The organism is Paraburkholderia phymatum (assembly GCF_038900715.1).
GTDB classification, from domain to species: domain Bacteria; phylum Pseudomonadota; class Gammaproteobacteria; order Burkholderiales; family Burkholderiaceae; genus Paraburkholderia; species Paraburkholderia phymatum_A.
Genome location: NZ_JAYMRZ010000029.1, coordinates 92,545 through 117,155, shown reverse-complemented (window position 1 = coordinate 117,155; position 24,611 = coordinate 92,545). Strand labels below are relative to the sequence as shown.

The 24,611-nt window shown below is 59.6% G+C and carries 22 protein-coding genes and 2 pseudogenes; 17 read left to right on the top strand and 7 right to left on the bottom strand.

Features of this window, described 5'->3' with window-relative positions; all coding sequences use genetic code 11:
• Window positions 1-253: 253 nt before the first annotated feature.
• Window positions 254-493 (top strand): annotated as a pseudogene (locus VSR68_RS36555) (UDP-glucose 4-epimerase); the annotation flags it as partial.
• A gap of 452 nt (window positions 494-945) precedes the next feature.
• On the opposite strand, the pseudogene VSR68_RS36550 reads toward VSR68_RS36555, so the two are convergent.
• Both VSR68_RS36550 and VSR68_RS36545 read right to left on the bottom strand, forming a co-directional pair.
• Window positions 946-1,347 (bottom strand): annotated as a pseudogene (locus VSR68_RS36550) (cupin domain-containing protein); the annotation flags it as partial.
• Window positions 1,348-1,405: 58 nt separating this feature from the next.
• On the bottom strand, window positions 1,406-1,756 hold the full coding sequence (locus tag VSR68_RS36545) for a DUF6788 family protein (protein ID WP_342944393.1): 351 nt from the start codon (window positions 1,754-1,756) through the stop codon (window positions 1,406-1,408).
• A 42-nt stretch (window positions 1,757-1,798) separates the two neighbouring features.
• On the opposite strand from VSR68_RS36545, the gene VSR68_RS36540 reads away from it, so the two are divergent.
• The 3 genes from VSR68_RS36540 to VSR68_RS36530 all read left to right on the top strand — a co-directional run bounded on the left by VSR68_RS36540 (window position 1,799) and on the right by VSR68_RS36530 (window position 4,134).
• Window positions 1,799-3,019, top strand: a complete 1,221-nt coding sequence (locus VSR68_RS36540) for an IS1634 family transposase (protein WP_342944392.1) — start codon at window positions 1,799-1,801, stop codon at window positions 3,017-3,019.
• Window positions 2,982-3,521 carry an IS1634 family transposase gene (locus VSR68_RS36535; RefSeq protein WP_428983669.1) on the top strand — a complete coding sequence of 180 codons (540 nt, stop codon included), beginning with the start codon at window positions 2,982-2,984 and terminating at the stop codon, window positions 3,519-3,521. The genes VSR68_RS36540 and VSR68_RS36535 overlap by 38 nt, the downstream gene beginning before the upstream one ends.
• Window positions 3,522-3,864: 343 nt before the next feature.
• A complete protein-coding gene (locus VSR68_RS36530) occupies window positions 3,865-4,134 on the top strand; it encodes a hypothetical protein (protein ID WP_342944390.1) in 270 nt (89 codons plus the stop codon).
• Window positions 4,135-4,324: 190 nt separating this feature from the next.
• On the opposite strand, the gene VSR68_RS36525 is transcribed toward VSR68_RS36530, so the two are convergent.
• The 5 genes from VSR68_RS36525 to VSR68_RS36505 all read right to left on the bottom strand — a co-directional run bounded on the left by VSR68_RS36525 (window position 4,325) and on the right by VSR68_RS36505 (window position 10,731).
• On the bottom strand, window positions 4,325-5,563 hold the full coding sequence (locus tag VSR68_RS36525) for a glycosyltransferase family 87 protein (RefSeq protein WP_342944389.1): 1,239 nt from the start codon (window positions 5,561-5,563) through the stop codon (window positions 4,325-4,327).
• 467 nt (window positions 5,564-6,030) lie between these two features.
• Window positions 6,031-7,500 (bottom strand): hypothetical protein, encoded by a 1,470-nt coding sequence (locus VSR68_RS36520; RefSeq protein WP_342944388.1) that lies wholly within the window; start codon window positions 7,498-7,500, stop codon window positions 6,031-6,033.
• 75 nt (window positions 7,501-7,575) lie between these two features.
• Window positions 7,576-8,316, bottom strand: coding sequence for a class I SAM-dependent methyltransferase (locus VSR68_RS36515; RefSeq protein WP_342944387.1), 741 nt, complete (start codon window positions 8,314-8,316; stop codon window positions 7,576-7,578).
• 17 nt (window positions 8,317-8,333) lie between these two features.
• Entirely contained in the window at window positions 8,334-9,395 is a 1,062-nt protein-coding gene (locus VSR68_RS36510) for a glycosyltransferase family 2 protein (RefSeq protein ID WP_342944386.1), read from the bottom strand.
• Between the two features lie 886 nt (window positions 9,396-10,281).
• On the bottom strand, window positions 10,282-10,731 hold the full coding sequence (locus tag VSR68_RS36505) for a GtrA family protein (RefSeq protein ID WP_342944385.1): 450 nt from the start codon (window positions 10,729-10,731) through the stop codon (window positions 10,282-10,284).
• Window positions 10,732-13,176: 2,445 nt separating this feature from the next.
• Between VSR68_RS36505 and VSR68_RS36500 the strand changes: the two genes are divergently transcribed.
• The 13 genes from VSR68_RS36500 (at window position 13,177) to VSR68_RS36440 (ending at window position 24,540) form a co-directional block, all read left to right on the top strand.
• Window positions 13,177-13,359 carry a Flp family type IVb pilin gene (locus VSR68_RS36500; RefSeq protein WP_342944384.1) on the top strand — a complete coding sequence of 61 codons (183 nt, stop codon included), beginning with the start codon at window positions 13,177-13,179 and terminating at the stop codon, window positions 13,357-13,359.
• Between the two features lie 110 nt (window positions 13,360-13,469).
• Window positions 13,470-13,658 carry a Flp family type IVb pilin gene (locus VSR68_RS36495; RefSeq protein WP_342944383.1) on the top strand — a complete coding sequence of 63 codons (189 nt, stop codon included), beginning with the start codon at window positions 13,470-13,472 and terminating at the stop codon, window positions 13,656-13,658.
• 74 nt (window positions 13,659-13,732) lie between these two features.
• Entirely contained in the window at window positions 13,733-14,281 is a 549-nt protein-coding gene (locus VSR68_RS36490) for an A24 family peptidase (RefSeq protein WP_342944382.1), read from the top strand.
• A gap of 99 nt (window positions 14,282-14,380) precedes the next feature.
• Window positions 14,381-15,799, top strand: a complete 1,419-nt coding sequence (locus VSR68_RS36485) for an ATP-binding protein (RefSeq protein WP_342944381.1) — start codon at window positions 14,381-14,383, stop codon at window positions 15,797-15,799.
• Window positions 15,800-15,861: 62 nt separating this feature from the next.
• A complete protein-coding gene (gene cpaB / locus VSR68_RS36480; RefSeq protein ID WP_342944380.1) occupies window positions 15,862-16,704 on the top strand; it encodes a Flp pilus assembly protein CpaB in 843 nt (280 codons plus the stop codon).
• Window positions 16,705-16,802: 98 nt separating this feature from the next.
• On the top strand, window positions 16,803-18,743 hold the full coding sequence (locus tag VSR68_RS36475; RefSeq protein WP_342944379.1) for a type II and III secretion system protein family protein: 1,941 nt from the start codon (window positions 16,803-16,805) through the stop codon (window positions 18,741-18,743).
• A gap of 21 nt (window positions 18,744-18,764) precedes the next feature.
• Complete coding sequence (locus tag VSR68_RS36470) at window positions 18,765-19,073, top strand: hypothetical protein (RefSeq protein ID WP_342944378.1); 309 nt, start codon at window positions 18,765-18,767, stop codon at window positions 19,071-19,073.
• A 117-nt stretch (window positions 19,074-19,190) separates the two neighbouring features.
• A complete protein-coding gene (locus VSR68_RS36465; RefSeq protein WP_342944377.1) occupies window positions 19,191-19,358 on the top strand; it encodes a hypothetical protein in 168 nt (55 codons plus the stop codon).
• Between the two features lie 27 nt (window positions 19,359-19,385).
• Entirely contained in the window at window positions 19,386-20,570 is a 1,185-nt protein-coding gene (locus tag VSR68_RS36460) for an AAA family ATPase (protein WP_342944376.1), read from the top strand.
• Between the two features lie 44 nt (window positions 20,571-20,614).
• On the top strand, window positions 20,615-21,982 hold the full coding sequence (locus VSR68_RS36455; protein WP_428983667.1) for a CpaF family protein: 1,368 nt from the start codon (window positions 20,615-20,617) through the stop codon (window positions 21,980-21,982).
• Between the two features lie 75 nt (window positions 21,983-22,057).
• A complete protein-coding gene (locus VSR68_RS36450) occupies window positions 22,058-23,035 on the top strand; it encodes a type II secretion system F family protein (protein WP_342944375.1) in 978 nt (325 codons plus the stop codon).
• Window positions 23,036-23,076: 41 nt separating this feature from the next.
• On the top strand, window positions 23,077-24,060 hold the full coding sequence (locus VSR68_RS36445; protein ID WP_342944374.1) for a type II secretion system F family protein: 984 nt from the start codon (window positions 23,077-23,079) through the stop codon (window positions 24,058-24,060).
• 15 nt (window positions 24,061-24,075) lie between these two features.
• Window positions 24,076-24,540 carry a MarR family winged helix-turn-helix transcriptional regulator gene (locus VSR68_RS36440; protein ID WP_342944373.1) on the top strand — a complete coding sequence of 155 codons (465 nt, stop codon included), beginning with the start codon at window positions 24,076-24,078 and terminating at the stop codon, window positions 24,538-24,540.
• Window positions 24,541-24,611: the final 71 nt, after the last annotated feature.

Genomic DNA, 24,611 nt, shown 5'->3' with positions numbered 1-24,611 from the left:
CATCCTATTGCCCCGCCGACGCGGCGCCGCCGGTGGTTCGTCGTCTCCGGCGGCTACGCCGCCTGCGACTCCTCACCACCGGCCAAAACAAACGTCAACGACCGGCCACGATAATTGTCGCCGCCCACGCACCCGATCACGCGCGCGATTCACTTCGCGGCGCTGAAGGCCGTCGGCGAAATCGGTCGCGAAGCCGCTCGAGTACTACCGCAACAACATCGACGGCCTGCTCGTGCTGCTCGACGTGATGCGCGTCAATCTGGGCACAGGCCAGGGCTATAGCGTGCTCGAAGTCGTGAAGGCCTTCGAGAAGGCCTCCGGCAAGCCGGTGCCGTACGAGATCGTCGCGCGCCGTCCGGGCGACGTCGCGCAGTGTATAGCGAATCCGGCGAAGGCGCGCGACGTGATCGGCTGGAGCGCGCAATTCGGCATCGAGCGCATGTGCGCCGATCATCGGCGCTGGCAGGCAGCGAATTCACGGGGATTTGAGTAAGCTCTGGGGTAGCTGTACGGGATACGTCAAATGGCACTTGTATTCCGTGATGTCAGGCGACTCGCAGCATGCTGTCGTAAAGGGAGGCCGCCGGCGGGCTCGCCGGGACGCTGTTGCAGTACGCAGACCTGTCAGCCGCCTGCCCGTTTGTCTTCCCGACTTTGTCCTTGTATGTCTGGCGCATGAGGTGACGCCCCTGCCGCCGGCCGAAACCTCTGAGCAGTTGCGTGCCCGGTTAAGGGCTTTTGCACTGGCCACGCGTGAAGAGGCCCTGAAGCGTCAGGAAACACCTTTTCCCAAACACATCTCAGTGCTGGCTGGCCCGCTGCGGCGTGTGCGCCGTGACATCTGAATCGGGGTTGGTGCGATACCCGGGGCGATGTACCACATCGCACGAGATCGAGCTGCAGATGGAAGCCGACAACCAGCGCCCCCCAGAGACTTCGCAAAACTCAGGTACACGTGCGGCCATACTGGTCGTCGAAGCGCACGATATCGTCTTCGCCGAGATAGCCGCCCGATTGCACCTCGATGATCTCGAGCGGCGTCTTGCCCGGATTCTCCAGCCGGTGCCGCACGCCGAGCGGAATATAGGTCGACTGGTTTTCAGTGAGCAGGAACGATTCGTCGCCGCGCGTCACGCGCGCCGTGCAGCGCACGACGATCCAGTGCTCCGCGCGATGATGATGCATCTGCAACGATAGCCGCCCGCCCGGCTTCACGACGATCCGCTTCACCTGGAAGCGCTCGCCGCGATTGATCGAGTCGTAGCAGCCCCACGGCCGCTCGGCTTTGCGGTGCACCTTCGCTTCCGTGTCCTTCGCCGCAACCAGTCGTTTTACGATCGCCTTGACTTACTTTCCGCAGGTCGCCGGTCGAATTTGAGCGCAATTTCCGTGACGTCCGGGCAGCTCAAGGTTTGCGCGGCGCTTCGGCGTCTATCAGCCGCTCGGTTTCGTCCTCCCACGCTTGCATTAGCTTCCTTGCCTGCCGATAGTTGGCGATGGCCCGCCGCAATATGATGGCCTGCTCCGGCGAGACGGTTCGATGAACCAGCTTGCCGCCTTTCATGTGCCCCCACTCGTAGTACGGCCCGTGGCGGGCGTCAGGATCCTGTGCGCAGCGGCAGCCTGGCTTGCCGCAGACCTTCATGCGCTCCACTAGTGTGCCGGAACACAGATAGTCAATCTCATTGAGCTTCTGCCGGATGCGCTCGATGCGCTCGCGGGCTCGCTTGATGATGAGTTCCGATCGGCGTGCCATGAGCTTGACTTTTGTATATCCGTCGCTAATCTTAGCGACAGAATGATACGCACGCAAGAACCTTCCCCGCATGCGGCTCGCTTCATCTTGCACAGCGAGCGCCTGGGACCTTTACCCCTCGTCAATCACTTTATCAAGCGCATCGGCCTGGAGGACGCACTCGATCGGCATGTACCCTCGGATGCGCGCTGTGTGGTCCCTCACGCCCGAGCCCTTGGTGTCCTGCTGCGCTCGATCATCGTCGAACGTGAGCCGATTTACCGCCAGCAGGAGACCGTCCATGGCTTCGCCAGCGGAATGTTCGGCCTCCCTGGCGAGCAGATGGAACACCTCAGCGATGATCGCCTCGGCCGCGCGCTGGATCGGTTGTTTGATGCCGACCGGACTGCGCTGCTGACCGAGGTCGTGGTCGCAGTCGGGCAACGTTTTGGCGTGAACTTCGACGAATGTCATAACGACAGCACGTCGATTAGCTTTTGCGGCAGCTATCGCGGCTCAGAAGGTCGGAAGATCCGGGGGCGAACTGCGCCGGTCATCACCTACGGTCACTCCAAGGACCACCGTCCGGATCTGAAACAGCTACTGTTCATCCTTACGATGAGCGCCGACGGCAATATCCCTGTCGCGTTTCGTTGCACCGACGGCAACGCAAGCGACTCACGTACCCACATCGAGACCTGGAATACCCTGCGTGCGGTGGCAGGCCGCAGTGACTTCCTGTATGTGGCCGATTCAAAGCTGTGCTCGCGCGAGAACATGGAACACATTGATCGCGCAGGCGGGCGCTTCGTTACCGTGTTGCCCCGCAGCCGCCTGGAAGACACCGAATTCCGCCAATGGATTCAGACTCACACGCCTGACTGGAGCTGTGTCTGGGACCGTCCCAACCCGCGCCATAGCGACGGGCCGCGCGACCGCTGGTATGTCTGGCGCGCCCCGCTACCGTCGGCCGAAGTATGGCCAGTGGTCTGGGTCTGGAGCCCGTTACTTACTCTGCGCCAGGAGGCACGACGGCGCAGAAACATCGCGGCGGCCGTTGAAGAGTTCCAGCTGTTACGCGCGCGGCTCACTGGAGCAAGGACACGGTTACGCGGCGCCGCCGAGATCGATCTGCAGATCAAGGGGATTCTGGAGAAGCACCACGTCGCGCGCTACCTGAAGGTCCGTCGTACCGTGCGGGAGGAGCACGCGTACAAGCAGACGAAGCGGGGGCGTCCCGGGCCCGATACCGCTTTACCGCAAGATTACCAGGCGGCGCTTTGACATCGAGTGGACCATCGACGATGAGGCGATCGCTTACGACCACAAAAGCGATGGGATGTACCCACTCATTACCAACGATCGCAGTCTGTCGCCAGCCCAGGTGCTTCAGGCACACAAGGGGCAGCCGATGATCGAAAAGCGCTTCGAGCAGGTCAAGACCGTGCACGAGATCGCGCCCGTGTTCCTGAAGGACGAGGGCAGAATCGAGGCGCTCTTCACCCTGTACTTCCTCGCCCTGCTTGTTCAGGCGCTCATCGAGCGCGAGCTGCGTCTTGCGATGAAGCGTGAGCGTATCGATGAACTTCCGTTATATCCCGAGCAGCGCCAGTGCAAACGTCCGACCACCGAGCAGATCCTACGTCTGTTCAGCCTCGCTGAGCGCCACAAGTTGATCGAGGGCGCACACACTGTACAGGTCTTCGATGTCCCGCTCACGGATTTGCAGCGTCAGGTCCTCTCTCTACTCGGCGTCCCGGAACGCGAATTTCGCTCGCTAGGCTAGCAACGAAATTCGCGCCAAATTGTGTCCTCGACGTGCGGAAAGTAAGGTCTGAGCAAACTCTCTGAACCGATTCAATAACCGGTCGGTGGCTCCGCCGGATACACTGCCATACCGTGCTGAAAGTCATGCTGTCTGCTTGGAGCAGACAAAGGAAAATGCTTCCTCGCCTAGGAAAAACGGATTGACTATTTTTTAATAGTTATGGAGTGCTGATTTTAACGTACCAGCGTCGAAGACTTGGTTATAGCGCCAAGACATTCAATATCCACATACGAAGTGTTTTATAAAACTCGTCAGGGTCGAGGTACGCTATGAAGGCAGGACCGTTATCACTGACCGCGTCGTGCTGAACGGCGAGTCAGCAGAGATAACCCTGCCGCCGCGCTTGTGTTCTCTACTGGAAATCCTCGATGAATTCGATCAACGGAAGTCGTTCACGGCGCAATGTACAGGCATTGATTTTCTGGTGGAACGTGATCGGGAACATGGCTATCTGATCAATTTCAATGTTCGTTCCCGTTCGAAGCACTTTCTGGGGCTTCGGTCAGTCCTCTGTCCGACCGTCGGTCAACGCAAGCTCAATGGGCGTTTTGCTCACGTGCTTAGCGCCTAGGCGTTGATTGGTGCGTGCTTCGAGGCAGGAACATCTGGACCATTGAGCGGGACATCGCTTGTCGAGCCAGCAGTACACTGTGTGGCCTGGCAATCGTGTTGCTTATTCTCGGGCACTGGTGCTTTTCGACCAGGGACATATCGAGGTGCTAGTCGTTTGTGCGCGAACAGATGATTGTGCTCGCAGCCCGTCACGAATCACATGTGTCGTTGCTGAGAAGCAGATGAGTATCCACGGCCGCACCTTCCGGTGCGGCCTTTTTATTGAGCTTGTGCCTGACAATGACGATCAGGAAAATCGGTAGAGCAAAAGGTGACCATTGGTAGATGTCGGGAAACCATCGCGCGAGTAAAGCCTGGAACGGGAGAAACCAGGCGATAATGGCGATAAGGGTAAGCGCCTTGTTCTTCCCGTTGCGAGATATGTCTGCGGCAATAAATGCTATGGCAATTGCAAGCCATGCGAGATCGTAAAAGATGATATAGGGCGAGACCATCAGTGTTGCTGAGGCCAGGGCTGCACACTTTATCTGGTGCGAATAATTTCCCCTCCAGATAATGACGATGCCCCCGAGCGCGAGAGTACCGTATACACATTGAATGAGGTAAGCTTGAGTTGCACTGACTCCTGTAACCCTGAGTACACCGTAAATGCTGGTCATTGCGAACCAGATATCGTTGCTGTTTTGGGTGATCCATGAACTGCCAAATGTTCCCAGTGCATGGTAGAAAGCGGTAAAGGAATTTACCCCGAAGGTCAGCAAGCAGGCCCCAGCGTAAAGTCCGGTAAAAAAAATCGCCGAGAAAAATGCTTTCCACCGCTGCCCGCAAATCAGGGCCACGGGAAAGAGAACGCCCAATTGCGGCTTGATGCTGAGCAGCGCTATTGCCGCTCCCGCGATGATGGGCCGCGTTGGCAGCAGCGAAAGGGCGATGGCTGCGATGGCAGCTGTCAGCAGGGAGTTTTGCCCGAAGCTGATTACGATGAAGATTGCCGGAAATCCAAGCGAATATCGCCAAGTCTGGATGCCGATGGGGCGTGCGATGAGATGCATCGCATAAACATAGAGCAGGATGCTTGCAGTGAGGAAAGTGACCAGGGCGGCATTGAAACTGAGCCAGCCGAGCGGGAGCACGAACGGCAAAAAAGTCGGGGGATAGGGCCACGGAGTGTAGTCCATGTATGGACGCACAGCCAGTTCCAGAGGGCGCATGAATTCTGGAGAATAGATCGCCGCCGCGCCGTGTTCGATCGCGACACGTGCAGCGGACCAGTACACCGCGAAGTCCATGCCTAGTGCGGGGGATTGCGGCTGTTGCAGTACATAGTGGCGAGCAATCAGGATGATCAGGAAGGTAAACTGCAGTCCAAAGCAGAACCAGCTGTACGTCGCATAACGGGTGCCGGTATCAGGCGATTTTTCTTTCAATTTCGACCTCTCCGCCAATATATTATGTGCGCTTCGTTCATGGCATACAGTGTGTCTGTTCATATCCCTGAGCCGGCTTGATGAGGCAGGTTCATCGGCATGATTTCGCCGAAAAGGATCGCGTTGCTACTGCCGCATGTAACGCCGAGAAGACTCCGCGGCGATCGTTTTGAAGAAATTCCCGCAGATCTGGTGGATGACATCATCCGGGTCGATGGCGCGACTTGCAATGGCACAGCTGCCTGCCCCGTTGGCCGTCCGCTGGGATTACACATTCTGTTGATCTGGCTCGCCTGCTCGTCATATCGTTGGAAACGTCATCCTGTGCTGGGCCGAATTCGACTCGAGCGTAACAACCTGAGCCGCGTTCGAAAGTGAAGGATTCCTTCGCAGGCCGAATGCGCGACAGGCGGGCCTGGCGATAAAACCCAGGTCGTCAAGGCGCGTGCTCTCGGTCACAGCGGGCATCAATTGTCGGTTCTGCCAGTCGGCAACCGTGTGTCTCCTCCCTTTCGAACATAGACTACCGCATGGTCGTCTGCATAAATCCGACGCCAGTCGGGTAGCGCATCAATCATATCCGCAACCGCGGTACCGGCATGGAGGATTGCCCATCGTATCTGGTATTTCGTCACTAGCCGCTCAAATGCGGTGCGGTCAGGCGCCGTCGCGGTCAGGTAATCGGAGACGAAATCGTCGCCATACAGGTCGGCGCGCCCATCGATGAAAGGTTTAATCTTCCTGAATATCAGATAGCCCCCGAATCCGTAGCTATTGAAGACGGGTTCACTCAAAATCTGTGCTGGTACATGCGCCAGTGCCGAGATCGGTGACACAGGGTCATCGGTTCGTGCGATCGGGTGCACAACCCGGATTCCGGTCGCGATCACTCCGCAGGCGAATCCGCCAAGAATCCATCGCACCATAGGGCGGCGCTCCGGGGCCGGGTTATCTCCCACGCGGAAAGCACGCCCGAGGGGCTCCGCGAGGAGCACGGCGCCTAACACACCAGTGACCATCTGGTGTCGGCTATGCTGAAGGGCCATGTGAATAAGCCCGAGTAAGATGAAAAGACGAGGTAATGGCAACCGCACACCCCGCGCAAAGCTGACGTACAGCAGCGCAGCCAACACCAGCTCAATTGGCTGAAGATGCTGAAAGTCTGGTGACTTCCACTCCGTAATGGATGCGACACTCATCATGCTCATGAGTTGGACAGGATGCACCAGACCATGCCAGCCGTTCGGATTCAGGAGCGAAACCGCGGTTGCCGAGACGAGAAACAGGCCCCATTGACGGGCGACGCTAACCCGGTCAGCGGTAGTGTCAACTAGGGCTTCAACGCCGATCAACGCCGCAAGGACAAGGCCGAAAATGAAACTTCCATGCAGATTCGCCCAAAGCGTCATGACAGGAAGCAGGAGGAGCGAAGGCGCTGTCCCTCTTCTTTTCGCCTTAACCAAAGTGATTGACCAGAGTACCAGCAGCGGTAGTGCGAGCAGGTGCGGTCGCGTCAAAAGGCTGGGGGCAACACACGCCGCAGCACAGACAACCACGACCAGCACGCCCAATGGATCCAGCCAGCGTGCCAGGTGTCGGGCCAGCAGCGCAAATGTCAAGGCGCTTGCAGCACCATAAAGCGCGACTATCGCGTTCCAGCCACCCGCCTTATACGCGAGGGCCATGAGTACCTCGGACAGCCATTCGTGCGCCACCCACGGCGCACCCGCAAATGTGTAGGAGAATGGATCCGTGTGCGGAATCGCGCGGTGCTGCAGGATCCACGTTCCCGCGCCGATGTGCCAGTATGTGTCTCCGTCTCCCAGGACCGGGCCGAATACGACGATTACGTAGCCGATCAACGCAGCAACCAGCCAGAATGGCGGCCAGGACCAGGAAGCGGCAGCCCTGGCGTGCCGGGCAATGACTTGTTCCAATGTACCTCCCTTCGTTCTATTGACCATGTTGATGCCGGTCGGACAGTACCAACGGGATACTGGCCAGACGTCACGTCATGCGACATCCCTGGTGAGCACCGCAAATAGCGAAACACCAAACGGAAAGAAGCGGCGTGACCGCCAGCGGCATTCTGCCTTGAAGATCCGGTAAAGAGCCGAGTTCATGAGCTGTATGGGGGTCGCATCTTCACTGGATGCGCGCCTTCGGAACACTTTGTCAAAGCATCGTGCGATGACCGCAAGCGGGAAAAGCAGAGTATCGAAGTGGGAAATCACCTCGACTTTATAGCCCGCCGCGCGTGCGCATGCGATCAGAGACGGCTTGCTGTATCGTCGGTGGTGATGCAGAAACACGTCGTGCGCGCTCCATAACCATCGGCAGGCCGGAACGGTCACGAGGACCATTCCGTCCGTTGAAAGGAGCTTCTGCATGCGCTCAGGTGAACCCACATCGTCGGCGATATGTTCGAGACAATCGAAAAAGAAGACCACGTCGAAACGTTGACCATGAAATGGCAGTTCGTCCGGGCATCGTCCTGCGCGAATATCGAAGCGCCGGCCAGTCTTCTGGACGGCCAGATGCCGTGCCGTTTCGTCCATCTCAAGTCCGCAGACGGTGCCAAATTCGGCCAGCATATTGAGATTGCCACCTGTCCCGGAGCCGATTTCGAGTATCCTGGCGTCGGAGCGAAGATTAAGCTTTAACAGCACTGTGCGTAGCACGTCGCGTCGTCCCCGGAACCACCAGTGTTCCTCCTCAGTCGCGGCCATCTGCAGATAAGCGTCGGGAGACATGGTCTGCTCCGTGAAAGTTAACGGCTAACGGCCCGTACGCGCGCTACGACATGCCGGCGGGAAAAATCCGCCCGCTTTTCGTTGAACCTGTCTGGATGACGGCGGCCGACTGGCAAGACACTAATCTTGGTTTTGGCCTGATAGCGACGTCGGACCAGATAGACAGGTCGGCTTTTCGACTCGTAATAGATACGCCCGATGTACTCGCCGATTACGCCGATCCCGATCAGTTCGATGCCGCCCATGAAAAGAACCACAGTGAGAAGCGACGGATAGCCATGGACGCGATTGCCGAAAAGGAGCGTGCTGCCGATGATGTAGGCACCATACGCGAACGCGAGTGTGGCAATCAGCAGACCGATATAGCTCCAGCTTCGCAGCGGCACGGTACTGAAACTCGTGATGCCTTCGAGCGCAAAGTTCCAAAGCTTCCAGCCGGAGAACTTTGAACGGCCGGCAATGCGTGTGTCGCGCCGGTATTCGACGATTACAGTTTGAAACCCGACCCAGGCGAACAGCCCTTTCATGAAGCGCCGTCTTTCAGGGAGTTTCCGCAGCGCATGGATGACCCGGCGGTCCATCAGGCGGAAGTCTCCAACGTTCTCGATCAGTTTCACATCTGAGAGCGCGTTGTGGACGCGATAGTAGGTCGCGGCGGCTGCACGTTTCAGGAACGTGTCGCATGCGCGGTTCGCCCGTTTGGCCGCGACCACTTCCGCACCATTGCGCCAATGCTCGACCATGATTGGAATCAGATCGGGCGGATCTTGCAGATCGGCGTCGATTGGGATCACTGCATCCCCTATTGCTTCATCGATGCCCGCACTCAATGCAGCTTCCTTGCCGAAGTTCCGTGTGAGATCGATCACGCGAATCCGGCTATCCCGGACGTGATGGCTGATCAGTTGACTAAGGGTGCTGTCGCTGCTGCCGTCGTTGACGCAAACGATTTCGAAGCGAATGTTATCGATCGCTTCGAGTACCGGAGTGACGGCGGCAAAAAAGCGCGGAATGGCATCGCTTTCGTTGTAGAACGGTACAACGAGCGAAATGAGCTGCTTGCCGGTCCTGGCAGACATAATGTGATCCCCGTTATAGCTTGTGTTGGTCTTGTGATTTTCTAAACCGGTAATAACACGCCGTGCACCGTGCTATTTTGTTGCTCCCGGTTAGAGCATTACAGCGAGTCATTCTGATACTGATGCAGAGCCTCGCTCGCGGCTCTGAAAAGCCAGATCCGTGCCACCGAAGGCTGAAGTCCCATTTCTGACGGCTCATCTGAAGAAGCAAGGCAAGCCGTTCAAAGCGGATCGAAAAATTGTTTCAACTATGAGAAGGGCTTCGTGTCCTGTCAGACTCTGTTACACGGTTAGCGCGGTGCTATGCGTTACTTTTAGGCGCTGCTCGCCGTCTCAAGAAAGATGCACCTGCGGCGACGGTCAAATCAATGCGGCGCGCCAGTCCGGTCACTCATTTGAAAGTCCAGCAGATGAGGTGAAACATCGTTTTGTTTCACAAATGAAAAATGAATCAGCCGGTTGTGATGTAGTTGTGCTATCTGCGGAAAACACCTGAGCACTTCGATACCCAGGTGCCTGATAGTTAGCCAGTTTAGACGTTTGCGGGGTTGCTCATTCAAGCAAAGCCAATGGCGTCGCGCAAACGTTTTTGCGTTGCTGTCCAATGCGATGTGCTCCGCTCGGAGATGATCGTCTTCTGTCCGAAAATGCCGCTTGTGCGAATACGTCAAACCCGGCGCGAGCGTTGCGGGGCAACCAGACAGACAGCTGCGATCGATACTTAGAAAAGGTATTCCGAGCCCGGGTGGACCGGTGTTCTCACGGATGACCCACGCTGCTCAAATTCGTTTCGCTTTTGAAACGGCGCATCCCGACGTTTCTCCATTCGGTTGGCCTATGCGTGATGCTGTGCTTTGTCGCTTTATCGGTTTATCGCCTTTCGATTCTAGCCTTCCCGTACATGCGATTGATGAGTGTGTTCGTCGAACGAGGGGTTCGGGGAGGCGTTCCGCTGTTCCTTGAACACCCACAGTTTTGCGCTGACGAAGTTGACAGTCATCCCGGCGATTCCACCGATGCCGACGGCAATGAGCGGCAGCAGCGCGTTCTTCGGCAGCAAGAGGATGGCAGCGGTATAGGCCGTGTAATTGATGACGCCGCCGGCTAGCATCACGAAGAAATAATGCCACCACTCGGTCCAGGCCGATTTGTTGCTGTCTTTGACAAACGTGAAGCGCCGGTTCATCTGCCACGTCGCCCACACGGCCGTGAGAAACGAGACTGCGCGGCCGCCGAGATAGCCCGCGCCGATTGCGAGCATGCCGTACAGCAGTCCCGAATCGACGGCAAAGCCAATCGCGCCCGCAATCGCGAATCGCAGCAGCTCACGTTTCATTCGACACTCATTGAATTTGCAAAGGCCAGATGAGGAAGTTTGACAGCAAGCCGTGTCACGAGATGTTTTCAATCAGGCAGGTTTGAACAGGTGCATCGACACCGTAGTGGTAGTAGCCTCACCGACGCAATGACTATGTCAGGTGCCACGCTGATCATAAAGGTTCTGCGGAAGAAGAGCCTGAGCAAAGGAGAACCAGGCGCGCCGGGCAGCCACGCATACTGGTGATGCTCGCCTCGACGAACAGAAATCCCGGTATCTCACGGCCCTCAGATGCTGATATCGACGCCATATGCTCCCCCGCGATATTGTTTTCGCGGTAGTGTATAGCACGTGGATATTGCGGAAAATAGTGATATCGGTTCTTTAGTGCGGTAACTACCGTTATCCGTGGTCGTAGAAAACACCACGGCGATCGTAGCAATAGCGTTCAGGCGTCGCCGACAAACTGGCCGCCCCCTGGTGCGCTATTACCTCGATCAGACACGCCCGCTCCTGAATTCGCACAGAGGGCAGCCCATTCGGAGTATTGGGACGTGGTTCGGGTGGACGGGTGTTGACGCATCTGCGCATGCGTATGTTGCCGGCGGAGCATCAACTGCAGGTTGGGGACGCAACGGGGAACCTGATATTTGGTGACGGTCGCACGGTTGTAATTGTCGCGATGCATGGTGTGAAGCTCGTGGGAACACCCGTGGCGATGCTTGTCATGAAGCTGCCACAGTTTGCGCTATCGATGCTCGCTGCCATGACGGACCGGCTCGTCGCGCGCCATGTGAGGCGTGCGCGCGGTGTCCATAAGTCCCAGCCCGTTTTCGCCACGCAAGGCGTCTGCTGCTGTTCGGCCTGATCCCGCTCGTGGCAACTGTAGGGATCGTTGTGCCCGCACCGTTACTGATTGAAGGACTATTCAGGCCGGTGTCACGTTGCACTTCGGAGCATGGCAAAGTTCTACAAGCAGTACGTGTAAGGGGAGATCCCCGCGTGTGGCCCGTTTTCCAGACGGAAGGTTGCGAATCGCGACAGGTTCGCGCGTCGCGATTCGTTCCTGTTGATGGGGGCTGTGGAGGGTCAATCTGGGGGCGCGTTCGTGCTGCCCGATTCTTCCGTTCCCGGCACCGTATATCAAGACTCCGGACATCGTAGCCTGTTGCAATGGCCTGCTGTCTGCCCTGCCACCACGCAGGCCTCACGTTCGCGACAGCGGCCGTCACCGTCACTATTGTCATCGAGCGAAACCACACAAGGGTGCCCGATGCATCCTGACGACATCCGGGACCCGACAGTCCATGTAAGCCGCGCGTATCGACGGCGCGAAGCGCCGGGATTCGGAAACAGCCGCGAAATCGTGATCTTTCGAACGTTCGCGGTTCAACCGAATTTGCGCACGTGCCGCCCGTTGCGCATTGTCGGCCGAGCCATCGGTTTCTTCCGAATTATCCGTAAGGCGAATCGGCGGACGGTCGAGCGCTGCTGTAACCTCGGGGCGCTCCGGCGTGAGCTCCGACCCAGAGAAGCAATGATTACCTCTCATGTATCGGCCATGTAACAAAATGTGACGGCGATGGCCGAATTGCCCGGCGAGTTTAAAAATTAGGGTATTCATCAGTCTAGATCTAGCCGAATCCGCCATATGGAGGCGCTCCCACGGACCCGGCCGAGCAGTTTATACCGCTCGTTTTAACGGACGCGTATTTTCAGCGGGTTTTTTTGCCCGCAAGTTGATGTTTCGAAGCTGTAACAAATTGTGAACGTTCGGGAGCATAGATTCGTCACAACAAAATCCGCGTATGGGCACAAGCGGCCCCACGACCGTCACGTCGGGGATGTCTTGTGGTGCCTTGAATTACCGTGAAATGCTCCCCATCACGCCCGATTCGACCTGACGGCTTCCTCATACTTTTTCTGTTCGCCTCCTCACATTCGTGTCTGCGTGGACCACGATTGCCCAGCCCTGCAAGTTTTCACTTATGAAACATTTGCCGTCACAGACGCATCAGGCAATTGTTCTTTTAACTAAATGAACTAATCGCGGTAAGGCTTTCGGCACACATGGCACCGTTCTGGCTATATGCCCGCAACGGTGGCGCGACGTAGCTTCAACAAAACGGGCGTCACAGTTTCAGGCACTGCAGAACAACTGACGGGGGGTCCAGTTCTGCGGCGTCGGAAACTTCGGCACGGTCGGGCTTCGGCCATCGATCGTGACGAAGATCAGGGAACTTCGATTACGGGTTTGGCCGTCGTTGAGGTTCCCGAAGCAAGTGGCGTTGGGGAGGGTGAGGGCTGGAGCGCGGTGAATCACGATAATGCGCTCCAGCACCGATCCGGTAGTCCAGGCCAACTCCGGCTGTGAAGTCTGCAGCTTTTTCCAATGCTCGGTCCCGCAGCGGGCATGTTTAGCGTACCTGAGTAAACCAACTTAATTTTTTGAGGAGCTTCAAAATGCAAAAAACTCTCGACCTGATCCGTGCATTTGCCCGCGAAGAAGATGGTGTGACGGCGATCGAATATGGTCTGCTGGCTGCGTTGATCGCGGTGGCGATCATCGCCGGTGCTGGCCTCGTTGGTACGAACCTTAACGGGATGTTCAACGCCATTGCGGGCAAGCTGCCGCAAACGGCCTGAGCAGACGACGCACCGGCGTGAAGGGAGCTGCCTGGCTTCGCACCGGGCAGCTCCATGATCGTCACCGCGAAGGAAGGCGGAAAAAGCAGACGTCTTTTAGGGGGATGGAGATGAAAGCAGAACTCGACCTGGCCCGTGCCTTCGCGCTTGAAGAAGATGGTGTGACGGCGATCGAATATGGCCTGCTCGCGGGCCTGATCGCGATCAGCATCATCGCCGGCGCGACGGCTATCGGCGGAGGACTCAATCAGTTCTTCACCGGCGTCGGCAACTGGTTCAGCGGCATCACGGTGCCCTAAAAAATCAACGCGGCGCGACCCGTCATTGATCGCGGGTCGGTTCAGCTTTGCCACAGAAGAAATGGGGGACCGCTATGAACGCTTTTGAATTTCCGGTCGGCATCTGTCTGCTGCTTTTGCTGGCGGTGGCAGCCGGTTCGGATCTGCATTCGCGTCGCATTCCTAACGTGCTGGTGGTAACGGGACTGACGCTGGCGCTCACGGTGCAGTGTTGGCTGCATGGTGCAGCTCAGGGGTACTCGTCGTGGGGACTCGGTGTACTGACGGGTGGATGCCTGTTTTTTCCACTCTATCTGCTGCGCGGCATGGGGGCGGGCGACGTGAAGCTGATGGCGATGGTGGGCGCGTTCGTCGGGCCGGAGCTGGCGTTCGAGATCGTGCTGGTGACCTGCACTTTGGGTGGCATCTGGGCGCTCGCAGTCGTCGTGTTCAGGGGCGCGTTGAAGTCGGCAGGCGCCAACATGCTGGCCATCCTGCTTTCGAAGGGCGGTCAAGGCGGCGGGCTGTTTGAAAAAGCAAAAGGCACCGCAATGCCTTCCGTCGGGTCGCTGCCTTATGGCGTGGCCATTGCGCTGGGCACGCTGGGCATCATGATTCTGCGCGCCGGAACTGGCATCGTTTGACGAGAAGCGATTCACACAAGAACAGAGCCCACGTCGAAGGGCAAAAGAAGCAGCAAAAAGACACTTCGCGCGATGCGCGGTACCAATCGGGGGTACAACGTGAAAGACCAACAGCACACGGTGCCGCAGGCATCGGCCGACGTGACGCGCCTGCATGACGCAAGCCGTGCACGTACCGACGGGGACGGGACGGGCATGTTGGCTCGCGCGCCGCGCACCATCGCGGAAACGGGCCTCGACCAGAACTTCCTTCTCGAACTCGTCGCGAAGTCGGCATTCGTGATGGGCAAAGTAACGCTGTCGCAACTCGTGCAGCGGCTCAAGCTCGGCGCCATTGTGCTCGACAGCGTCGTGGCGTTCGGCGTGCGGGAGCGGATTCTCGAAATCGTCCGGCGCGGCGCCAGCGACCTTGATGTCGAACTTCAATTGACGGAAGGCGGCCGTCAGCGCGCCGCGGACTTCATGAACCGCTGCCGCTACGTCGGCCCGGCGCCTGTGTCGCTCGCGAGTTACGAAGCCGTCCTCGCGCGGCAATCCGTGCGGCACACGCACGTGACATACGCGCAGGTGCGCGCCGCCTTCGCCGGGCTGACGGTCAGGACATCGTTGCTCGACGACATCGGCGGCGCGGTCAACAGCGGCAAGCCGGTGATCTTCTTCGGCCCGCCGGGAAGCGGAAAAACTTCGCTTGCCGAACGATTGGGCAAGCTGCTGCCGGGGCGCATCGCCGTGCCCTATGCGATCGCCGTCGAAAACGAAGTGATCCAGATTTTCGATCCTCTGATTCACGAAACCGTCAACGTCGCTTCGTCCGACGGGGCGCAGGGGGCGCCCACCGACGCGCGCTGGCAAATCTGCCGGCGGCCCACGGTGGTGTCGGGCGGCGAACTCACGCTCGACATGCTCGAGCTGCGCTACGACGCCGCGAGCGGTTTCTATCAGGCGCCGCCGCACGTGAAGGCCAACGGCGGTCTTTACGTGGTCGACGACCTGGGACGTCAGCGTGTCGAGCCGGCCGAATTGCTCAACCGCTGGATCGTGCCGTTCGACCGTGGCCGCGACATGCTCACCTTGCATACCGGCTTGCGCTTCTCGTTGCCGTTCGATGTCTGGGTTGCGTTCTCGAGCAACTTCTCGCCGGCGGATCTGGGCGATGAGGCATTCTTCCGGCGCCTCGGCTGCAAGCTGTATGTCGGCGCGCTCGACGTCGCCGAATACCGGGCCGTGTACGAACGCCGCTGCGAAGAGCTGCGAGTCGCGTCGGAGGACGACGCCTTCGAATACCTCGTTCATCACCTGCACATGACGTCGGGGCGTCCGTTGCTCGCGTGTTATCCGGGCGATCTTCTGCGCATCGTGCTGGCCAACGCCAGGTATCTGGACCAGCCGCCCATCGCCGACGCGCTGAACCTGCTGCGCGCGTGGAACAGCTATTTCGCGGTCGTCGGCGAGCACGAGACGCCGCCGCAACAGCAGGGCCCTTCGGAGAGGGCCGCAAAAAAATCAGCGGCCGGTTAATGGACCGGTTAAACGGCCGGAAACCCTAGTCAGGAAACAGGTCAGGAATCAGGAGAGTCATCATGAAGAACGTACGTGCCGTAGTGATGTTGCTGGTTGCTGCGATAGCCGGGCTTGGCGCCGTGGCGATGGCATCGCGCTGGCTGGTCGACCGATCGTCCGGCATGACCGCCAAGGTTGCCGTCGCGGCCATGGACATCAATCTCGGACAGCGGCTGAGCCCGGAATTCATCAAGATGGTCGATTGGCCATCGGGCAGCGTGCCGCCCGGCACGTTCAACGATGTCCAGAAGCTCGACGGCCGCGTGATGAAAAACAGTGTGCTACGCGGCGAGCCGATTCTCGACGGTAAGCTCACGCCCGTCGGTACGGTGGGCGGTCTGTCGGCCGTGATCGCTGAGGGGCGCCGCGCGATCACCGTGCGCGTCAACGATGTGATCGGCGTGGCGGGTTTCGCGTTGCCTGGCAACTACGTCGACATCATCGTGAGTACGCAGCAGGACAAGGGCAGCGGCAAGGGATCGGGTAACGATGAAAGCATTTCGAAGATCGTGCTCGAGAAAATCCTGGTGCTGGCCGTCGCTCAGGAAGTCGGGCGCGACGAAACCAAGCCCAAGGTCGTCAATGCCGTCACGCTCGAAGTCACGCCCGATCAGGCAGAGAAGCTCGATCTGGCGCGCAGTGTCGGGACGTTGTCGCTCGTGCTGCGCAACCAGGTCGACACCGCGGAGCTTCCGACACGCGGCGCGACGAAATTCACGCTGCTCGGCACGCCGGCACCAGTGGCTGCCTCGGCACCCGCCGCGCGCCCTGTGGTACGCACGCACTATGCGGCGCGCCCGGCGGCGCCGCGCGATTGCGTAGGCGTCCTCTCGGGCGTGTTGGGCAGCATGGAGTGTTTCTAGGCGCAAGCCGACAGCACGTGGGCGGGGCGCCCGACATCAGGCGCCGGGGACGACTGCACGTTGCGATCGAAAGACATCGGGTAACGGGGGCATCAAAAATGAAGACGAAACAGGGATTCTCGAGCGGCCGCCAGACGCGCCACCGCTCACTGGGCAGCACGGCGCTCGTTGCGGCGCTTTGCTTTGGCCTCGTCGCCGCGCAGACCAGCGAGGCGCAAGAGGCGATCGAAAACCCGATTCTCGCGGCGAAGCGCAGCCCGAATCCGCCGTTGCCCGCCATGCGCGGCGCGGCGCCGATGATGGTCGCGATGGCGCCCGGCGCGGGCGGCGCGGCGGCGGTAAGCGGGCCGATCCCGTTGCGCGGCCCGAGCTGCACAGGGGAGATCCGCGATGAAACCAACGTCACCGTGCCCGTCGGCAAATCGGTTCTCGTGCCGCTTTCCGAGCCCGCGCGCAATCGCACGCTGGGCAACCCGGTCGTCGCGCAGGCGGCGCTGGTGTCGCCTCGCACGCTTTACGTCGTCGGCATGACGGTCGGCACCACTAACATGATCGTGCAGGGCAAGAGCGGGGCCTGCGCGATGATCAACGTGATCGTCAATGTCGACGCCGAGGGTCTGCAGCAGGCGCTTCGGCAGCTGATGCCGGAAGAGCGCGGCATCCGCGTATCGACAGCAGCCGGCAATCTGGTGATGGCCGGGCGCGTGTCGAGCGGCCCCGCTGCGCAACAGGCGATGCAGATCGCCCAGGCCTTCGCGGACTCGCAACCCACGCAGCAACAGCAGGCGGCCTCGGCGAATTCGGGCAACGGCACGGCGAGCGTGAGCCAGCAGAGTGCGAGCACCAGCAAGTCGGCCACGGTGATCAACATGATGGTCGTCGATACGCCGCAGCAGGTGATGCTCGAAGTCAAGGTGGCGGAGGTATCGAAGTCGCTGATCAACCAGTTGGGCGCGGCCGTGAACATTCAGGGCGGCTTCGGCTCGTGGACGGGTGCGCTGGTGAGCAACCTGCTCGCGGGCGTGACGAGTGCGTTTGCCGTCAGCAAGGCCAACAACCGTCCGTTCAATCTCGCCGTCGATGCGCAGAAGACCGACAACCTGGTCAAGATTCTTGCCGAACCGAATCTCGTGACGATCAGCGGCCAGGAAGCGACGTTCCTGTCTGGCGGCAAGATCTTCATTCCGATTCCGCAGAGCAGCGGCAACGGCGTGTCGAGCATCACGCTGCAGGAGGAAGAGTTCGGCGTGGGGCTGCGGTTCACGCCGACGGTGCTGGCGAATGGGCGGATCAGCCTGAAGGTGGCGCCCGAAGTGTCCGAGCTGTCGCCAACGGGTGTGACGGTCTCGTCTTCCGGCACGAGCGGAGTTTCCATCCTGCCGCTCATCAACACGCGCCGCGCATCGACGGTCGTGCAGATGAACGATGGCGAGTCGTTTGCGATCGGCGGCCTGTTGAGCAACAACATCACGGGCGCGCTGAAAGCCGTTCCCGGTCTTGGCGAAGTGCCTGTTCTCGGCGCGTTGCTGCGTAGCACATCGTTCCAGCAGGACATGACGGAACTCGTGTTCATCGTCACGCCGCACCTCGTGAAGCCGATGCAGACCGCGAACTATCCGCTGCCGACGGACAGCTTCTCGCAGACGAACGAAGCCGACGTGTATGCGACGGGCAACATGGAAGGCCGTCACGGCAGGACGACCGTGGCACCCGTAGGCACGCCGCCCAACGCACAGCCGACGCAGCTTCCCGCACCGGCACCCGCACCTCAGGCGCCCGCTGCGCCCGAGGTGATGGCAGTGCCGCCGCACGACGCACAGGTCACTTCCGTGTTGCCTGCGCAACCCGGCACGCGGGGCACGGCAGGGCCGTCGCCGTCGCCGGAAAAGCCGACGTCCGCGCCGCCGTCGGCACAGACGACCGACAACGAAGCCGCTCGCATTGCGCGCATCGAAGCCACCGCGAGCAGGCTCGCCGCAGGCGGCGGCCAGCAGGACGTCGCGAGCGCAGGTGCGTCAAGCCGTGCGCTGGACCATTGATGTGATGCAAAGGGGAATCTCATGAAACTCGAACTCGTCAATCTCGCGCGCCGTGCAGCCCTTGTCTTGCCCGTGTGCGCCGCGCTGAACGGATGCATGTCCAGCACGCCGATCTGGGATGCGCACTTTGGCCAGGCGCTCAAGGCCGTCACCCAGGCGCAGATCATCGACCCGGACGCCGGCCACCATGCGAACGCCAAGCAGGACATGGACGGCAAGTCCGCCGTGACGGCCATGGACAGCTACGACAAGGCCTTCCGAGCTTCCACGACGCCGGCGAATGCATTCGTTATCGGCGTAGGCAGCGGCAACGCCGGCGGTGGTCAGTAACGGAAACAGGCACGAGAGGGCGTCATGCATGGCGTCAATCAAACGGGTGGATACGGTGCCGCGCGCGTACCGCGCATCAGGTACGCGCGCGGCGCTGTGAGCAAGGCAGGAAGTAGCATGAAAATCGTAGAACTAATCAATACCACGCCAGACACGTCGACTGTGGCCATTTCGAGGGTTGCGGTGAACACCTTGATGTCTTTTATGCTGCTTCCGTTGCCTATGCCACCGACCATACTGCGCGAAAGCCTCAACATGGGCGGTACCAATCCAACCCGTGGCTAGACCATCGCTCATGACAGGAAGAATGAAATGATCGACATTCTCACGATTTCATCCGATCCGGCGCACGCGAACGCGATCGCACGGGTCATCGAGGCGGGCGATTCCCACCATCGCGTCAGGACCTCGACGGCGGGCTTGCTCGATCTCGGCACGAACAAGGAAGCTTTCGATGGCGTCGACCTGCTGATATTCGACAGTGCGCAACCGACACAACAGGACTTCGATGCGCTGCTGGCCATTGCGACGAATCATGCCGAGCTGACATGCATGCTGCTGACGCCGTCACCGTCCGCGGACCTGCTCATTCGCGCGATGCGCGCGGGCGTGCGGGATGTCCAGCCGTGGCCGGCCGATCCTAACGACCTGCGGCATGCCGTCGACCGCATCGCCCGCAAGACGAACCGCACGCGACGCGAGGGGCGGATCATTTCATTCGTGTCCTGCAAGGGTGGAAGCGGCACGTCCTTTCTGGCGGCGAACCTTGCGTTCGCAGCATCGACGGCGGGTAAGCGCTCGCTGTTGATCGATCTGAACCCGCAGTTCGGCGAATCGGCGTTCCTCGTGTCCGAAATCACGCCGCCCGCTACGCTCGCCGATGTCAGCACGCAAATCGAGCGGCTCGATCCCGCCTTCCTCGAAGCATGCCTGACGCGAGTCAGCGACGCGTTCGATGTCCTCGCCGGCGCTCCCGACCCGGCGCGCGCGAAGGAGATCAAGCCCGAGCATCTGCAGCGCATTCTGAATCTCGCGCGCCCTCAATACGATCTGGTCATTTTCGATGTCGGACAGAGCATCAGCAATGTGTCGATCGTCGCGCTGGATCAGAGCGAATGCATCTTCCCCGTGCTGCAACTGAGCCTGCCGTATCTGAGGGCCGGCCGCACGCTGCTGGAGATCTTCCGCTCGCTTGGCTATCGCGGCGACAAGCTCCGCGTATTGGTCAACCGCTATGAAAAGAAGGGCCCGGTGGGGCTGCCGGAACTGGAGAAAGCGCTGGGCTTGCGCGTGGCGAGCGTGATTCCCGAAGACAAGGCGTCCGTGTCCGCGTCGATCAACCAGGGTGTGCCGATTCTGCGGCTTGCCAAATCGAGTGGCGTTTCGAAAGGACTGAGGGAACTGGTGTGCAGCCTCTCGTCTCCGCCAGCGAGTGCGCGGAGCAGCAGCGGCATGCTGCAGAAGTTCTTTAGCCGGCCGGCGCTGAGCAGAGCCTGAGCGATGCGCGGCGCGATACGAGGCGCGATACAAGGAGAACCAGAATGGACAACGTGAAAACATTGCGTGAGCAGTTTTCCCAGCACGCTGACGCACCGGCACATGACTACGCTTCGCAGCGCACAAAAATGGCGCAAAAAGCCTATCAGGAGCTCAAGAGGAACGTCCATCAGGCGATCATTGATCGCGTCGAACTGGAAAAGCTGCAGCGTCTGTCAAACGAGCAGATCCAGAATGAGCTCGCGCAACTTGTCGAACGCATCGTCGAAGAAGACAACGTTCCCATCAACGAGGTTGAGCGGCGGCATCTCATACGCGACGTGCGCGACGAAATGCTCGGCTTCGGGCCGCTTGAACCGCTGCTGGCCGATCCAACCGTTTCGGACATTCTCGTCAACACGTACAGTCAGATTTACGTCGAACGGCGCGGAAAGCTCGAACTGACCGACGTGACGTTCTACGACGACGCGCATCTGATGAAAGTGATCGAGAAGATCGTGTCGCGTGTTGGCCGCCGCGTCGATGAATCGAACCCGATGGTCGATGCACGTCTGCCGGACGGCTCCCGCATGAACGCAATCATTCCGCCATCCGCCGTTGACGGCCCCTTGATGTCCATTCGCCGGTTCGCCGTCAATCCGCTGAGCGTGAAAGACCTGATCGAGTATCAAAGCGTCACGCCACCCATGATGCAGGTGCTCGAAGCGCTGTCCGCCGCGAAGGTGAACGTGCTAATTTCTGGCGGCACCGGCAGCGGCAAGACGACCATGCTCAACCTGTTGTCGGGTTTCATTCCATCCGACGAGCGGATCGTCACGATCGAAGATGCGGCCGAGCTTCAACTGCGCCAGGAGCACGTGCTGCGGCTCGAAACGCGTCCGCCCAACATTGAAGGCAAAGGCGAGATTACCCAGCGCTCCCTGGTGCGCAATGCACTGCGGATGCGGCCCGACCGGATCATCCTCGGCGAAGTGCGCGGCGCGGAGGCGCTCGACATGCTGCAGGCGATGAACACCGGTCACGAAGGTTCGCTCGCGACCATCCACGCCAATACGCCTCGCGATGCGCTGACGCGACTCGAAAACATGATCGGCATGGCTGGACTGAATCTGCCGCAGAAGTCCGCACGCCACCAGATCAGCTCGGCAATCGGTGTCATCGTCCAGGCCGCGCGTCTGACGGATGGGCGCCGCAAGATCACGAGCATCTCGGAGATTACCGGGATGGAAGGTGACATCATCAACATGCAGGAGATCTTCACGTTCAGGCGCTCCGGAGTCGACAAGAACGGGAAGGTGTGCGGGCATTTCTGCGCAACGGGCGTGCGGCCGAAATTCTCCGATCGCCTGCAGGCATTTGGCGTGGCTGTGCCCGATTCGCTGTACGACCCGTCGAGGCAATACCCGGTATAGGCGCCGTTCAATGGAAGCACGAAACAACAACGAACGGAAGGCGGCTACGGCTGCGTTACTGCGAGGCGTCCGGACATGAACTTTCAGTTTTATGGATTCGTCATCCTGGTGTTCTTCTCGATCGTTCTGCTGATCGAAGCGGGCTATCTGTGGTGGCGCAGCCGCCACAGCAGCGAGGCCAAGCGCGTCGAAAGCCGGATCCGCATGATGTCTGCCGGCGGACACGGCAATGACCAGACGATGTCCATTCTCAAGCAGCGTGAGTTGAGCGCATCGCCGCTGTTGACACGAATGCTGCTGTGGGTGCCGCGCATCCAGGTGGTGGACCGCTGGCTGGTTCAGTCCGGTCTGAACTGGTCGATCGGAAAACTCTTTGCGTACACCGTGGTTCCGCCATTCGTGGTGTGTGTCATGGGCTTTTTGTTCTATGTTCCGCCGCTGGCGCTCATAGCCGTAATGCTGGTCGCCGGTATGTACGCCCCGTTCAAGGTCAGTCGCGCCAAGAGCAAGCGGATGAAGGCGATCGAGGAGCAGTTGCCCGAGGCGGCCGACATGATCGGCCGGTCGCTGCGGGCCGGGCATTCGTTCTCGACGGCGCTCGGCATGGTGGGCGATGAAATGCCCGAGCCGATCGGCAGCGAGTTTCGCACGACGTTCGATCAGATCAATTTCGGCGTGTCGCTCAATGATGCACTGGGCGGGCTCGCCAACCGCATACCGATCAACGACCTGCGCTATTTCGTGATCGCCATCCTGATTCAGCGGGAGAGCGGCGGCAACCTGGCCGAAATTCTCGGCAACATCAGCCAGATCATTCGCGCCCGGCTGGCGCTGCTCGGCAAGGTCAGGGTGCTCTCGGCCGAAGGGCGGCTGTCCGCGTGGGTGCTGGGTCTCCTGCCGTTTGTGGTGGCGTTCCTGATCTCCTTAATGAATCCTGGCTTCCTTCGGGTGCTGTGGACGGACCCGATCGGCAACAAGCTGGTCGGCGGGGCGCTCGTCATGATGATGTTCGGCGTGGTCTGGATGCGCAAGATCATCCGTATCCACGTCTAAGGTAGCGTGTCATTTTCATTCTTTGAGGATGGGTCGATCCCATGCCCGCCATGAAAACAGAACAACTCTTGTTGCTGACCGCCGTGTTTGCGATCGTCGCCCTTGTCTCATTCGGCGTGATGACACTGCTGATGCCGAACTCGATCAATCGCCGCCTCGGCAGCCTTACCAGCAACGAGCGCCCTTCGACCGAAGGTGTGGATGGCGAAGAGGCTCAATGGGTAAAGAAGCTTGCGGAAGCGTCGAAGCCGATTGCGAAACTCGCGATTCCGAAAGATGGTTGGGAGGGATCGGCGCTGCGCATGAAATTCATGCACGCCGGGTGGCGCAACGAGTCGGCTCCTGGGGTCTACTTTGCCGCCAAGACCCTCCTCGTGTTCGGGCTGCCCCTTGTCTGTGTCGTGACGGCCGGCCCGTATCTGTCGAACGAAAAGAGCGAGCTGCTTCTGGTGCTGCTGCTCGTGCTTGCAGGCATCGGCTACTACCTCCCAAATTTCGCGCTCGCCCGCCGGGTGCGTCAGCGCCAGCAGACCATCTTCGAGGACTTTCCTGATGCATTGGATCTGCTCACGGTGTGCGTGGAGGCTGGCCTCGGGCTGGACGCGGCGCTAATGAAAGTGGCCGATGAAATGCACGTCAAGAGCCGGACACTGAGCGACGAGTTGCAGCTTCTTGTGCTGGAGCTCAGAGCGGGCATGGGCAAGGAGTCGGCGCTCAAGAACCTGGCACTACGCACGGGTGTCCAGGAAATAGACGTGCTGGTCGCAATGCTGATTCAGGCCGAGCGCTTCGGCACCAGCCTGGGCGACTCGTTACGTGTGCATTCTGACAATCTCCGGCTCAAGCGACGGCTCAAGGCGGAAGAGGCCGCCGGAAAGATTGCCGTGAAGCTGCTGTTTCCACTTATGTTCTGCATATTTCCGACGCTGATGCTGGTATTGCTTGGTCCGGCGTTCATTCAGATCGTTCGCGTGCTGCTGCCGACGATGGTTATCGACACAGGCGGTGCAATGCCGCTGCAGTGATTGGCTGGAGGAACCATGCAACGTATCCCTGAAGAACGCGTTGATGTTGTCAGGCTCCGGTTCATACTGGGCGTCAAGCTGGCGGCCTTCAACCAGTTTGTGGCGACGCAACTCGGACTGAGCGTCACCGACCTGGAATGCCTTGAAGTCGCCTATTACGACGAGGTGCAACCCGTTACGCCCGGCCGGCTGTCAAAACGGATGGGGCTGTCGCCTGGCAGTATCACGATTTCCCTGAAGAACCTCGAAAAGGCCGGGATGATCAAGCGTGAGACAGATCCGACGGACGGGCGGCGCATACTGTTGCGCTTTATCGCAGGTCGGCGGTCGTCGATCGATGGATATTTCGAAGCCGTCAATCGCGAAATCACCCATCTTGATGAAACACTGGATAGTGTGGAGTTGGAAAGTGTAAGGAAATACGTCACCCGCTTGATGAAGATCCTTGATGATTTCATGGCTGAAAATCGGATCCAGTGAGCAGGCGCTGCGAGACACTGGGGCGTCAGTGGTGGAAGGTATGTGGACTCACAGAAGTACGGAAATATGGT

Excerpts from the sequence above, each read along its gene's own strand:
- VSR68_RS36490 (WP_342944382.1), top strand. The coding sequence starts at position 13,733 with ATGAACGCTTTTGAATTTCCGGTCGGCATCTGTCTGCTGCTTTTGCTG.
- VSR68_RS36465 (WP_342944377.1), top strand. The coding sequence starts at position 19,191 with ATGAAAATCGTAGAACTAATCAATACCACGCCAGACACGTCGACTGTG.
- VSR68_RS36540 (WP_342944392.1), top strand. The coding sequence starts at position 1,799 with ATGATACGCACGCAAGAACCTTCCCCGCATGCGGCTCGCTTCATCTTG.
- VSR68_RS36440 (WP_342944373.1), top strand. The coding sequence starts at position 24,076 with ATGCAACGTATCCCTGAAGAACGCGTTGATGTTGTCAGGCTCCGGTTC.
- VSR68_RS36495 (WP_342944383.1), top strand. The coding sequence starts at position 13,470 with ATGAAAGCAGAACTCGACCTGGCCCGTGCCTTCGCGCTTGAAGAAGAT.
- VSR68_RS36445 (WP_342944374.1), top strand. The coding sequence starts at position 23,077 with ATGCCCGCCATGAAAACAGAACAACTCTTGTTGCTGACCGCCGTGTTT.
- VSR68_RS36515 (WP_342944387.1), bottom strand. The coding sequence starts at position 8,316 with ATGTCTCCCGACGCTTATCTGCAGATGGCCGCGACTGAGGAGGAACAC.
- VSR68_RS36545 (WP_342944393.1), bottom strand. The coding sequence starts at position 1,756 with ATGGCACGCCGATCGGAACTCATCATCAAGCGAGCCCGCGAGCGCATC.
- VSR68_RS36500 (WP_342944384.1), top strand. The coding sequence starts at position 13,177 with ATGCAAAAAACTCTCGACCTGATCCGTGCATTTGCCCGCGAAGAAGAT.
- VSR68_RS36455 (WP_428983667.1), top strand. The coding sequence starts at position 20,615 with ATGGACAACGTGAAAACATTGCGTGAGCAGTTTTCCCAGCACGCTGAC.
- VSR68_RS36475 (WP_342944379.1), top strand. The coding sequence starts at position 16,803 with ATGAAGACGAAACAGGGATTCTCGAGCGGCCGCCAGACGCGCCACCGC.
- VSR68_RS36460 (WP_342944376.1), top strand. The coding sequence starts at position 19,386 with ATGATCGACATTCTCACGATTTCATCCGATCCGGCGCACGCGAACGCG.
- VSR68_RS36505 (WP_342944385.1), bottom strand. The coding sequence starts at position 10,731 with ATGAAACGTGAGCTGCTGCGATTCGCGATTGCGGGCGCGATTGGCTTT.
- VSR68_RS36510 (WP_342944386.1), bottom strand. The coding sequence starts at position 9,395 with ATGTCTGCCAGGACCGGCAAGCAGCTCATTTCGCTCGTTGTACCGTTC.
- cpaB (WP_342944380.1), top strand. The coding sequence starts at position 15,862 with ATGAAGAACGTACGTGCCGTAGTGATGTTGCTGGTTGCTGCGATAGCC.
- VSR68_RS36450 (WP_342944375.1), top strand. The coding sequence starts at position 22,058 with ATGAACTTTCAGTTTTATGGATTCGTCATCCTGGTGTTCTTCTCGATC.
- VSR68_RS36470 (WP_342944378.1), top strand. The coding sequence starts at position 18,765 with ATGAAACTCGAACTCGTCAATCTCGCGCGCCGTGCAGCCCTTGTCTTG.